The 12,286-nt window shown below is 66.1% G+C and carries 9 protein-coding genes; 4 read left to right on the top strand and 5 right to left on the bottom strand.

Annotated features, from left to right (window positions below; all coding sequences use genetic code 11):
* The first annotated feature begins 57 nt into the window (after positions 1-57).
* Positions 58-903 (top strand): aldo/keto reductase, encoded by an 846-nt coding sequence (locus CUJ89_RS14130; RefSeq protein ID WP_114177856.1) that lies wholly within the window; start codon positions 58-60, stop codon positions 901-903.
* 60 nt (positions 904-963) lie between these two features.
* Positions 964-2,844, top strand: a complete 1,881-nt coding sequence (locus tag CUJ89_RS39085; RefSeq protein WP_161556539.1) for a hypothetical protein — start codon at positions 964-966, stop codon at positions 2,842-2,844.
* A 92-nt stretch (positions 2,845-2,936) separates the two neighbouring features.
* Here the strand turns inward: CUJ89_RS39085 and CUJ89_RS14120 are convergent, their stop codons facing one another.
* The 5 genes from CUJ89_RS14120 to CUJ89_RS14100 form a co-directional block, all read right to left on the bottom strand.
* The gene (locus CUJ89_RS14120; RefSeq protein ID WP_114177854.1) at positions 2,937-3,950 is read right to left on the bottom strand and encodes a HoxN/HupN/NixA family nickel/cobalt transporter; all 1,014 of its coding nucleotides are present in this window, start codon (positions 3,948-3,950) and stop codon (positions 2,937-2,939) included.
* A 157-nt stretch (positions 3,951-4,107) separates the two neighbouring features.
* Entirely contained in the window at positions 4,108-6,213 is a 2,106-nt protein-coding gene (gene fusA / locus CUJ89_RS14115; RefSeq protein ID WP_114177853.1) for an elongation factor G, read from the bottom strand.
* Positions 6,214-6,429: 216 nt separating this feature from the next.
* Positions 6,430-6,930, bottom strand: coding sequence for a DUF192 domain-containing protein (locus CUJ89_RS14110; RefSeq protein WP_114177852.1), 501 nt, complete (start codon positions 6,928-6,930; stop codon positions 6,430-6,432).
* A gap of 160 nt (positions 6,931-7,090) precedes the next feature.
* Positions 7,091-7,312: a hypothetical protein gene (locus CUJ89_RS14105; RefSeq protein WP_114177851.1), complete on the bottom strand. Its 222-nt coding sequence runs from the start codon at positions 7,310-7,312 to the stop codon at positions 7,091-7,093.
* Positions 7,313-7,593: 281 nt separating this feature from the next.
* Positions 7,594-8,172 (bottom strand): pseudouridine synthase, encoded by a 579-nt coding sequence (locus tag CUJ89_RS14100; protein WP_114177850.1) that lies wholly within the window; start codon positions 8,170-8,172, stop codon positions 7,594-7,596.
* A 277-nt stretch (positions 8,173-8,449) separates the two neighbouring features.
* On the opposite strand from CUJ89_RS14100, the gene icd reads away from it, so the two are divergent.
* Both icd and CUJ89_RS14085 read left to right on the top strand, forming a co-directional pair.
* Positions 8,450-9,706 (top strand): NADP-dependent isocitrate dehydrogenase, encoded by a 1,257-nt coding sequence (icd, locus tag CUJ89_RS14090; protein ID WP_048252141.1) that lies wholly within the window; start codon positions 8,450-8,452, stop codon positions 9,704-9,706.
* 259 nt (positions 9,707-9,965) lie between these two features.
* Complete coding sequence (locus CUJ89_RS14085) at positions 9,966-12,194, top strand: NADP-dependent isocitrate dehydrogenase (RefSeq protein ID WP_114177848.1); 2,229 nt, start codon at positions 9,966-9,968, stop codon at positions 12,192-12,194.
* Positions 12,195-12,286 lie beyond the last annotated feature (92 nt).

Here is a 12,286-nt window from a genome sequence, read left to right as displayed (position 1 = left end):
CGTCGTATTCCATGCTTCGGTCGCGGTGCGCGGCCACGAATCCACAACGAGGAGCGCATGACAGACACGATCGCCACGGTCGTCTTGCCGGACGGCGAGACGATTCCGAAGCTCGGCCAGGGCACCTGGGAAATGGGCGAGCAGCCGGCCCGGCGTGCGGACGAGATCGCCGCGCTGCGCGAGGGCATCGCGCTCGGGATGACGCTGGTCGATACGGCGGAGATGTACGGCGAGGGCGCGACCGAGGAACTCGTCGGCGAGGCGCTCGCGGGCCTGCGCGACGACGTGTTCCTCGTCAGCAAGGTCTATCCGCACCATGCGAGCCGGCGTGGCGTCGTCGCCGCGTGCGACGCGAGCCTCAAGCGCTTGCGTACCGATCGCCTCGACCTGTACCTGCTGCACTGGCGCGGCTCGGTGCCGCTCGAGGAGACGGTCGAGGGCTTCGAGGCGCTGCGGCGCGCGGGCAAGATCCGCCACTGGGGCGTGAGCAACTTCGATACGGCCGACCTGGCCGAGCTCGTCGACGAAGCGGGCGGCGGCGCATGTGCGACCAACCAGATTCTCTACAACATCGCGCGGCGCGGCCCGGAGTTCGACCTGTTGCCGTGGCTCGCCGAACACCGGATGCCGGCGATGGCCTACAGTCCCGTCGATCACGGGCGGCTGCCGAAGCGCTCGCCGCTCGACGAGATCGCGCGACAGCGCGGCGTGTCGGTGATGCGCGTCGCGCTTGCATGGGTGCTCGCGCGGCCGGGTGTATTCGCGATACCGAAGGCAGCGAGGATCGAACACGTGCGCGACAACCGTGCCGCGCTCGATTTCGTGTTGAGCGATGACGAGCGCGCGCAGCTTGACGCGTACTTCCGTCCGCCGCGCAGCAAACGCGCGCTCGAGATGCTCTGACGGCACCAGGCCGGGCAACGCTTCAGGTCAGTGGTTGCTTCCGGACGATCCGCCGTTGCCGTGACCGCCGCCGCTGCCGTTGCCGTTGCCGACACCGTTGGCACCGCCATTACCGGCGCCGCCACTGCCGTTGCCATTGCCGTTGCCGCCGCCATTACCGTGGCCACCGTTGCCACCAGCGCCACTGCCATTACCGGCGCCGTTGCCGACACCGTTGGCACCGCCATTACCGGCGCCGCCACTGCCGTTGCCATTGCCGTTGCCGCCGCCATTACCGTGGCCACCGTTGCCACCAGCGCCACTGCCATTACCGGCGCCGTTGCCGACACCGTTGGCACCGCCATTACCGGCGCCGCCACTGCCGTTGCCATTGCCGTTGCCGCCGCCATTACCGTGGCCACCGTTGCCACCAGCACCACTGCCATTACCGGCGCCGTTGCCGGCACCGTTGCCGGCACCGTTGCCGGCACCGTTGGCACCACCATTACCGGCGCCGCCACTGCCGTTGCCATTGCCGTTGCCGCCGCCATTACCGTGGCCACCGTTGCCACCAGCGCCACTGCCATTACCGGCGCCGTTGCCGACACCGTTGGCACCGCCATTACCGGCGCCGCCACTGCCGTTGGCACCACCATTACCGTGACCGCCGTTGCCGTGGCTACCGCCGCCACCATCGCCATGGCCGCCACCGGTGCCGTGACCACCGCCGTCGCCGTCGCCATGGCCGCTACCGTTGCCGTGACCACCGCCATTACCGTCGCCATGGCCACCGCCGTTGCCGTGACCGCCGCCGTCACCGTCGCCATGGCCACCACCGTTGCCGTGACCACCGCCATCACCGTCGCCATGGCCACCACCGTTACCGTGGCCACCGCCATCACCGTCGCCATGGCCGCCACCATTGCCGTGACCACCACCGTCACCGTCGCCATGGCCGCCACCATTGCCGTTCCCGCCATGACCACCATGTCCTCCGCTACCCGAGGTACCGCCACCCGAGGTACCGCCACCCGAAGTGCCGCCACCCGAAGTGCCGCCACCCGAAGTACCGCCACCCGAAGTACTGCCACCCGAAGTACCGCCACCCGAAGTACTGCCACCCGAAGTACCGCCACCCGAAGTACCGCCACCCGAAGTGCCGCCACCCGAAGTGCCGCCACCCGAAGTACCGCCACCCGAAGTACCGCCACCCGAAGTGCCGCCACCCGAAGTGCCGCCACCCGAAGTGCCGCCACCCGAAGTACCGCCACCCGAAGTGCCGCCACCCGAAGTGCCGCCGCCCGAAGTACCGCCACCCGAGGTACCGCCACCCGAAGTGCCGCCGCCCGAACCACCATTGCCGGACGCATTGCCTCCGCGGCCCGTACCGCTCGTACCGCCCGTACCGCCGGACGTTGCGCCTGTCGTTCCGCCGACACCAGCAGGTCCGACAGCGCCGTTCCCGTTATTTCCGCCGCTCCCGCTCCCGCTTCCGCTGCCAGGGCTGCCGCCAGTGCCATTTGTGCCGGCACCGTTACCGCCGCCGCCGCCGGCATAGACGTGCGCCGCGCACGCAACCGGATTGGCTGCGCACGACGTAGCGTCGTCGACCAGCATCATTATTGTGTCCGCGTTGGGGACCGCCTCGGGCGCAGCGTTCTGCGCGACTGCATACGAGCAGCAGCACGCAAACGCGGCTGCGGCCATCAAGGTCGCGCGATAGCACCGTCCCGCCGTGCGGAACGGCTGTTTCGTCTTATCCATCATGGTCTCCCTGTGCGCGCGATGCCTCGTCGCTGCGCGGCTATCTACGTGTGGTGCAGGGGGCCAATAAAGATTCGTAGTCCTTTCGGCGGCCGATTACCTTCGGGCCGGCACTTGAAGCCAGCCGCGAACGCGGATCGGCACGCGGACCCGCCGTGCAGAATCTCTATCTGCGAGATTCGTGCCATCGGCCGTTGATGCCCGCGGCGCAAGGCGTGCGCGTGCACGCGACGGCGCATGAAGCGTCGTTGTGGGAGTTTTGTTGCCGAAATGAAACGTCTGAGCGATGCTCAGCGCGCCGGCGCGTCGGCCGCGCGCTGCCAGCGATGGAACAGGATCGACGCGATCCAGCAGACGAGAAACAGCGCAACGATGCCGTAGCCGATCGAGCCGAAGCGTTCGCCGAGCGCATCGAGCGCGTCGCGCACGGGGCCCGTCAGCGCCAGCTTGTCGGCGAGCAGGCCGGCCGCCTCGATCCCGCCGATCGCGAGTGCGACGGCCGCCGACACGAACGTGATGCTCGCGTTGTAGAGCAGCTTGCGCTGCGGATCGTCCATCGCCCACCCGTACGCATGGATCATCAGCACGTTGTCGGTCGAATCGATCAGCGTCATGCCGGCCGTGAAAAGCGCGGGAAACAGCATGACCGTATAGACCGGCAGGCCCTGGCTCGCCTGCGCGGCGGCAATCGCGAGCAGGCCGATTTCGGTTGCAGTATCGAAACCTAGGCCGAACAGCACGCCGACCGGATACATGTGCCAGCTCGTCGACACGAACCGGAACAGCGGGCGCAGCAGCCGCGACACGAGTCCGGCCGGACGGTGCGCATGCGTGGTGCCGTGCGCGTGCGCTGGCGCGCCGCGATAGCGCCGCCACACGTCGCGCAGGATCATCAGGTTCACGCACGCGAGCACGAGCAGGAAGGTCGCCGACACCGCGGTGCCGATCGTGCCGCCGATCTCGCGGAACGCCTCGAACCGGTCGCGCAGCGCGAACGCGGTCAGCGCGATGCCGAGCGTCGCGGTGATCACGATCGTCGAATGGCCGAGCGAGAAGAACAGGCCGACGGTCACCGGACGCTGGCCGTCCTGCATCAGCTTGCGCGTCGCGACGTCGATCGCGGCGATGTGATCGGCGTCGACCGCATGACGCAGCCCGAGTCCGTATGCGATCGCCGCGGTGCCGAGCAGCAGCGGATGGTCGCGCAGCACCGCGAACGCCCACAGCCAGACGGCGACGTTCGCGGCGATCAGGCCGGCATAGAGGATCAGCAGGCGGCGCAGGGCAGGGGTGGGCGGCGGCATCGGGACAGTTCCATCTGACGAATCGCGATGCATTGTGGCATGCGAAAAAAACGCCTGGCGGGCCGATCAAAAAGCCGCGCACGGTGCGCGCTGGACGAAAAAAAGCCCGTCCGGACCGGACGGGCTTTGCATGCGGCAGGGCGCGAGCGCCCTGCGCTTACTTCGTCTTCGCGCTGATCACGCCTTCCGATACGTTCGTCGGCGTTTCCGCGTAGTGCTTGAACTCCATCGTATAGGTCGCACGGCCTTGCGTCGCCGAGCGCAGCGACGTCGAATAGCCGAACATCTCGGCGAGCGGCACCTCGGCACGCACGAGTTTGCCGCCGCCGCCCGCGATGTCGTCCATGCCCTGCACGATGCCGCGCCGGCTCGACAGGTCGCCCATCACGTTGCCCATGAAATCCTCGGGCGTCTCGACCTCGACCGCCATCATCGGCTCGAGCAGGACGGGCTTCGCGCGGCGCATCGCTTCCTTGAACCCCATCGAGCCGGCCATCCGGAACGCGTTTTCGTTCGAGTCGACGTCGTGGTACGAGCCGAACGTCAGCGTGACCTTCACGTCGACGACCGGATAGCCCGCCAGCACGCCGCTCTTCAGCGTTTCCTGGATGCCCTTGTCGACCGACGGAATGTATTCGCGCGGGATCACGCCGCCCTTGATCGCGTCGACGAACTCGTAGCCCTTGCCGGGGTTCGGCTCGAGCGTGATCACCGCGTGCCCGTACTGGCCGCGGCCACCCGACTGCTTGACGAACTTGCCCTCGACGTCCTTCGCCGTCGTGCGCACCGTCTCGCGATACGCGACCTGCGGCTTGCCGACCGTCGCTTCCACGCCGAATTCACGCTTCATCCGGTCGACCAGGATTTCGAGGTGGAGCTCGCCCATCCCTGAAATGATCGTCTGCCCCGATTCTTCGTCGGTCTGCACGCGGAACGACGGATCTTCCTGAGCCAGACGGTTGAGCGCCAGGCCCATCTTTTCCTGGTCGGCCTTCGTCTTCGGCTCGACGGCCTGCGAAATCACCGGCTCCGGGAAAATCATGCGTTCGAGCACGATCGGGTGCGCCGGATCGCACAGCGTGTCGCCGGTGGTCGCTTCCTTCAGGCCGACCGCAGCAGCGATGTCGCCCGCGCGCACTTCCTTGATTTCCTTGCGCTCGTTCGCATGCATCTGCAGGATCCGGCCGAGCCGCTCCTTCTTGTCCTTCGTCGCGTTGAGCACCGTGTCGCCGGATTCGACCACGCCCGAATACACGCGGAAGAAGATCAACTGGCCGACGAACGGGTCGGTCATGATCTTGAACGCGAGCGAGGAGAACGGATCCTCGTCGTTCGGATGACGTTCCGCTTCCTTGTCGTGCAGGTCGTGGCCGAGGATCGCGGGCACGTCGGCGGGCGACGGCAGGTAGTCGATCACCGCGTCGAGCATCGCCTGCACACCCTTGTTCTTGAACGCGCTGCCGCACAGCATCGGCACGATCTCGTTTGCGATCGTGCGCTGGCGCAGCGCGGCCTTGATCTCGTCCTCGGACAGCGATTCATGGTCGTGCAGATACTTCTCGAGCAGTTCCTCGCTGGCTTCCGCCGCGGCCTCGACCATCTTCTCGCGCCATTCGTGCGCGAGTTCGACGAGGTTCGCGGGGATCTCCTCGTACGAGAACTTCACGCCCTGGCTCTCGTCGTCCCAGATGATCGCCTTCATCTTGACGAGGTCGACGACGCCCTGGAAATGATCTTCCGCGCCGATCGGAATCTGGATCGGCACGGCGACGCCCTTCAGGCGCTCGCCGATCTGCCGCTGCACGCGGAAGAAATCGGCGCCGACGCGGTCCATCTTGTTGACGAACGCGATGCGCGGCACCTTGTACTTGTTCGCCTGGCGCCACACGGTTTCGGACTGCGGCTGCACGCCGCCGACCGAGTCGTAGACCATGCACGCGCCGTCGAGCACGCGCATCGAGCGCTCGACTTCGATCGTGAAGTCGACGTGCCCGGGCGTGTCGATGATGTTGATCCGGTGTTCCGGATAGTTGCCGGCCATGCCCTTCCAGAAGGCCGTGGTCGCGGCCGACGTGATCGTGATGCCACGTTCCTGCTCCTGCTCCATCCAGTCCATCGTGGCCGCGCCGTCGTGCACTTCACCGATCTTGTGGCTCACGCCGGTGTAAAACAGGATGCGCTCGGTCGTCGTGGTCTTGCCGGCATCGATGTGAGCGCTGATCCCGATATTGCGATAGCGCTCGATGGGGGTTTTGCGGGGCACGTGAACCTCCTGGTGGTTCGGATCGTAAGCGAGCCGGCTGGGCCGGCCCGGACTGAAACTGGTGAGACTTAAAGCATAGCGCTTGCGCGTGGCTTTTGCAGATGCGGCCAGCACCGGCGGAATCAAGGCGGGCGCCGCCGGCGGGCGAAAAAAAACCGGCGCGCAACGGGCGGCCGGCTCCGGTCGGTGCGCGGCGCAAGGCCGCGGCGATCGCCGTTACTGGGCCTTCGGCAGGCCGTCGAGCTTCATGCCGGCCTTGATGCCCTTCGCCGCGAACCAGCCCTTGCTCATTTCGAGCGCATAAACGCCGTTGTTGCGCGGGCAGTGGTTGTCGGTCGTCTCGGCCCGCATCTCGTCGATGTCGGTGATCGTGCCGTCCGCGCGGATGAATGCGATCGACAGCGGGATCAGCGTGTTCTTCATCCAGAAGCAGTGCACGGCATTCTCGTTGAATACGAACAGCATGCCTTCGTTCGGCGCGAGCTGCGAACGGTACATCAGCCCCTGTTCGCGGTCGGTGTCGTTCGCGGCGACGGCCGCGTCGATCACGTACATGCCGGCGCGCAGCTTCACGCGCGGGAACTCGCTCGGCTGCTTGGCGCCGGGCGGCATCTGCGCACTGGCGGCCTGCATGCCGAGTGCGAGGACGGCGAGCGCGGCGGGAAACACGGCGGCACGCGCAAGGCGGCCGAGCGACGAGCGCAGGGAGAATTGCACAGCAAGGCTCCTATCTGGAAAACGAGACCCGCATGGTACGCGATGCGTGCCGGCGGGCACAAAAAAGAAAAAGGCAGATCGCCTTGCGGCGATCTGCCTTTCAACGCCGTAAGAACGGCAAGACTGCGTGTTCTTGACTGCGTTATTACAACCAGCTTGCTTAGTTCGAAGCAGCTGCCGGGGCTTCGGCTTCGCTCGCTGCCTTCTTAGCAGCGTGGTGCTTCTTCTTTGCGTGGTGCTTCTTGGCAGCGTGCTTTGCCGGTGCCGAAGCAGCTTCTGCCGGAGCAGCAGCAGCCGGAGCGGCCGGAGCCGGAGCCGAAGCTTGTGCGAAAGCAGCCGTTGCGAAGAGACCAGCGACCAGAGCGGCGATCAGTTTGTTCATGTTGTGTTCCTCAGCTTTAGTTAATTAACCAAATGACCCGGCATAGGAGTCATGACGTCTAACGGTGCCATCCACCTTTCGGTTGACAGACGCTCCAAGAAATTTCTCTTTGCGCTGCGGGCGCCGAATCGTATTCGACGAAAACGTCGCTTTCGTGACGCAAACGCGGATTCGGCTGCCAATGCCGGATAGCTCAGGGTGGCATCTGCGTGGTTTAACGCGCGATCTTCGCAGGTGGTTGACGAAAAAGATGACGAAAAAAATCGCGCGCCCCGAATGCGTCATCCGCCGTGCGCGAAACCGTCCCACGGCGCGCGCGGCGGCAGCGCCATTGTTTCGCCTGGTGCAATGCCGAGTGCGAATATGTCCAGTGCACCGATGCCGACGCGCACCAGGCGCAACGTCGGGAAGCCGACGGCCGCCGTCATCCGGCGCACCTGCCGATTCTTGCCTTCGGTGATCGCGAGCTCGATCCACGTGGTCGGGATCGCGGCGCGGTAGCGGATCGGCGGGTTGCGCGGCCACAGCGCGTCGGGCGGTTCGATCAGTTCGGCGCGGCACGTGCGCGTCACGTAGTCGCCCAGATCGACGCCGCGCGCGAGCGCCTTCAGGTCGGCGGCGCCGGGCGCGCCTTCGACCTGCGCCCAGTAGCGCTTGACGAGCTTGTGGCGCGGCTCCGCGATGCGCGCCTGCAGCGCGCCGTCGTCGGTGAGCAGCAGCAAGCCCTCGCTGTCCGCGTCCAGCCGGCCGGCCGCATAGACGCCGGGCGTTTTTACCCAGTCGCCGAGCGACGGCCGCGTCTCGTGCGCGGAAAACTGGCAAATCGTGCCGAACGGCTTGTTGAGGGCGATCAGGTTCATGGCGGGGCGCCCGCCCGGTGCGCCGCGGGAAGCGGGGGCGGGCAGTCTATGGCAAATGGCGGAATCTTAATGCATAATACGGAACGGCAAGTCCTCTGTCTTATATAAGACATAAGTGAGGTCTTGATACGCAGTGCCGCGCTTCGTGCCGAAGTGCCCGGTTGGGGCGCTAGAATAGCGGCTCGCTGTTGCCGTCACGGGGTGGCCATGCCGCGCCCCCGCCGCGCGCGCAGCTTCGACCAGCATCACCTGCTCAGCCACGTCACTGGAGTCGATCATGCCGTATCAGCACATCAAGGTTCCGGAGGGCGGTGACAAGATCACCGTCAACAAGGACTTCTCGCTCAACGTTTCCGATCAGCCGATCATTCCCTATATCGAAGGCGACGGTACGGGCTTCGATATCACGCCGGTCATGATCAAGGTCGTCGACGCGGCGGTCGCGCATGCCTACAAGGGCAAGCGCAAGATCCACTGGATGGAGATTTTCGCGGGCGAGAAGGCGACGAAGGTGTACGGTCCGGACGTGTGGCTCCCGGACGAAACGCTGCAGGTGCTGAAGGAATACGTGGTGTCGATCAAGGGGCCGCTCACGACCCCGGTCGGCGGCGGCATCCGTTCGCTGAACGTCGCGCTGCGCCAGGAACTCGACCTGTACGTGTGCCTGCGCCCGGTCCAGTACTTCAAGGGCGTGCCGTCGCCGGTGCGCGAGCCGCAGAAGATCGACATGGTGATCTTCCGCGAGAACTCGGAAGACATCTACGCGGGCATCGAATGGGCCGCGGGCTCCGAGCAGGCGAAGAAGGTGATCAAGTTCCTGCAGGACGAGATGGGCGTGAAGAAGATCCGCTTCCCGGAAACCTCGGGGATCGGCGTCAAGCCCGTGTCGACCGAAGGCACCGAGCGTCTCGTGCGCAAGGCGATCCAGTACGCGATCGACAACGATCGCAAGTCGGTCACGCTGGTGCACAAGGGCAACATCATGAAGTTCACGGAAGGCCTGTTCCGTGACGCCGGCTACGCGCTTGCGCAGAAGGAATTCGGCGGTGAGCTGATCGACGGCGGCCCGTGGATGCGCGTGAAGAACCCGAGGACGGGCAACGAGATCGTGATCAAGGATTCGATCGCCGATGCGTTCCTGCAGCAGATCCTGCTGCGTCCGGCCGAATACGACGTGATCGCGACGCTGAACCTGAACGGCGACTACATCTCCGACGCACTGGCCGCGCAGGTCGGCGGCATCGGGATCGCGCCGGGCGCGAACCTGTCGGATTCGGTCGCGATGTTCGAGGCGACGCACGGCACGGCGCCGAAGTACGCGGGCAAGGATTACGTGAACCCCGGTTCCGAGATCCTGTCGGCGGAAATGATGCTGCGCCATCTCGGCTGGACGGAAGCGGCCGACACGATCATCGCCGCGATGGAGAAGTCGATCTTGCAGAAGCGCGTCACGTACGACTTCGCGCGCCTGATGGAAGGCGCGACGCAGGTGTCGTGCTCGGGCTTCGGCGAAGTGCTGATCGAGAACATGTAAGTCCCCTTCCGGGGTGGGCCGGAGCGTTTCCGGCCGCCCCGGCGCCTGCTGCCGGCGCCGGGGCGTTTCGTGGATGGCAGGTTTGTTGGCAGGGCGGTCCGGCATGTGGCCCGCATGCCCTGCAAGGTTGAACATGACGGCCCGCGCAACACCACCGCCCGGCTGAGCCGGCGCGCCCCTTTCGCGACCGACCCGGTCGCTCCCCGCCGGTTACAGCCGGCGCTTCTCAGTCCCACAATCACGTAGCAATGCTTTGACCATGTCCACTTCGCCCAAGATCATCTACACCCTCACCGACGAAGCGCCCGCGCTCGCGACCTATTCGCTGCTGCCGATCGTCAAGGCCTTCACGCGCTCGTCCGGCGTCGCCGTCGAAACGCGCGACATCTCGCTCGCCGGTCGCATCATCGCCGCATTCGCAGACGTCCTGCCGTCGGAGCAGAAGGGTTCCGACGATCTGGCCGAGTTGGGCCAGCTCACGCTGAAGCCGGAAGCGAACATCATCAAGCTGCCGAACATCAGCGCGTCGGTGCCGCAGCTCAAGGCCGCGATCGCCGAACTGCAGGCGCAGGGCTACAAGCTGCCGGCTTATCCGGAAGACCCGTCGACGGACGAAGAGAAGGCCGTCAAGGCCCGCTACGACAAGATCAAGGGCAGCGCGGTGAACCCGGTGCTGCGCGAAGGCAACTCCGACCGCCGCGCGCCGCTGTCGGTCAAGAACTACGCACGCAAGCATCCGCACAAGATGGGCGCTTGGCAGGCCGCGTCGAAGGCGCACGTCGCGCACATGAGCGAAGGCGACTTCTACGGCAGCGAGAAGTCGGCGTTGATCGCCGATGCCGGCAGCGTGAAGATCGAACTCACGACGACCGACGGCGCGAAGAAGGTCCTGAAGGAAAAGACGGCCGTGAAAGCCGGCGAAGTGATCGACGCGTCGGTGATGAGCCGCAACGCGCTGCGCAGCTTCATCGACGCGCAGATCGCCGACGCGAAGGCGCAGGGCGTACTGTTCTCGGTGCACCTGAAGGCGACCATGATGAAGGTCTCCGATCCGATCCTGTTCGGCCATTTCGTGTCGGTGTTCTACCGCGACGCACTCGCGAAGCACGCGGACGTGCTGGCGCTGGCCGGCTTCAACCCGAACAACGGGATCGGCGACCTGTACGCGCGCCTGAAGGACCTGCCGGCCGACACGCGCGAAGCGATCGAAGCCGACATCAAGGCCGAATACGCGGTGCGCCCGCGTCTCGCGATGGTCAACTCGGACAAGGGCATCACGAACCTGCACGTGCCGAGCGACGTGATCGTCGACGCATCGATGCCGGCGATGATCCGCGAGTCGGGCTGCATGTGGGGCCCGGACGGCGAACTGTACGACGCGAAGGCCGTGATTCCGGACCGCTGCTACGCGGGCGTGTACCAGGCCGTGATCGAGGACTGCAAGCAGCACGGCGCATTCGATCCGGTCACGATGGGCAGCGTGCCGAACGTCGGCCTGATGGCGCAGGCGGCCGAAGAATACGGTTCGCACGACAAGACGTTCCAGATCCCGGCGGACGGCGTCGTGCGCGTCACCGATGAAGCCGGCAACGTGCTGCTCGAGCACGCGGTCGAATCGGGCGACATCTGGCGCATGTGCCAGACGAAGGACGCGCCGGTGCAGGACTGGGTCAAGCTCGCGGTGAACCGCGCACGCGCGACCGGCGCACCGGCCGTGTTCTGGCTCGATCCGGCGCGCGCGCACGATGCGCAGATCATCGCGAAGGTCGAACGCTACCTGAAGGATCACGACACCAGCGGTCTCGACATCCGGATCCTGACGCCGGTCGACGCGACGCGCTTCTCGCTCGAGCGCATCCGCGCGGGCCAGGACACGATCTCGGTCACGGGCAACGTGCTGCGCGACTACCTGACCGACCTGTTCCCGATCATGGAACTCGGCACCAGCGCGAAAATGCTGTCGATCGTGCCGCTGATGGCCGGCGGCGGAATGTTCGAAACGGGTGCGGGCGGCTCCGCGCCGAAGCACGTGCAGCAGTTCGTCGAGGAAGGTTTCCTGCGCTGGGATTCGCTTGGCGAATTCCTCGCGCTGGCTGCGTCGCTCGAACACCTCGGCCTCGCGTACCAGAACCCGAAGGCGGTCGTGCTCGCGAAGACGCTCGACCAGGCGACCGGCAAGTTCCTGGACGAAAACAAGTCGCCGGCGCGCAAGGTCGGCGGTCTCGACAACCGCGGCAGCCACTTTTACCTGTGCCTGTACTGGGCGCAGGCGCTCGCCGAGCAGACCGAGGACGCCGCGCTGAAGGCGCAGTTCGAAGGCGTGGCGAAGGTGCTGTCCGACAGCGAAGCGCGCATCCTGGAAGAACTGGCGGCCGCGCAGGGCAAGCCGCAGGCCATCGGCGGCTACTATCGCCCGAACGTCGACCTGACGAGCCAGGCGATGCGCCCGAGCGCGACGCTGAACGGCATCGTCGACGCGGTCGCCTGACGCCGGCCGCGCAATCGCGCGAGCCAATGCGTGTGCCGGCGCGGCGGGCTTTGCCGTCCACCGCCCACCGCAAAAAAACGCCCCGGTCGCCC

Origin of the sequence: Burkholderia pyrrocinia, from assembly GCF_003330765.1 — a bacterium.
GTDB classification, from domain to species: Bacteria; Pseudomonadota; Gammaproteobacteria; order Burkholderiales; family Burkholderiaceae; genus Burkholderia; species Burkholderia pyrrocinia_B.
Note: the sequence above shows the minus strand (reverse complement) of the source record. Positions and strands in the feature narration are given on the sequence as shown.

Bases quoted from the DNA above. Each gene is read 5' to 3' on its own strand.
- CUJ89_RS14085 (WP_114177848.1), top strand. From the start codon at position 9,966: ATGTCCACTTCGCCCAAGATCATCTACACCCTCACCGACGAAGCGCCC.
- CUJ89_RS14120 (WP_114177854.1), bottom strand. From the start codon at position 3,950: ATGCCGCCGCCCACCCCTGCCCTGCGCCGCCTGCTGATCCTCTATGCC.
- CUJ89_RS14105 (WP_114177851.1), bottom strand. From the start codon at position 7,312: ATGAACAAACTGATCGCCGCTCTGGTCGCTGGTCTCTTCGCAACGGCT.
- CUJ89_RS14100 (WP_114177850.1), bottom strand. From the start codon at position 8,172: ATGAACCTGATCGCCCTCAACAAGCCGTTCGGCACGATTTGCCAGTTT.
- CUJ89_RS14130 (WP_114177856.1), top strand. From the start codon at position 58: ATGACAGACACGATCGCCACGGTCGTCTTGCCGGACGGCGAGACGATT.
- icd (WP_048252141.1), top strand. From the start codon at position 8,450: ATGCCGTATCAGCACATCAAGGTTCCGGAGGGCGGTGACAAGATCACC.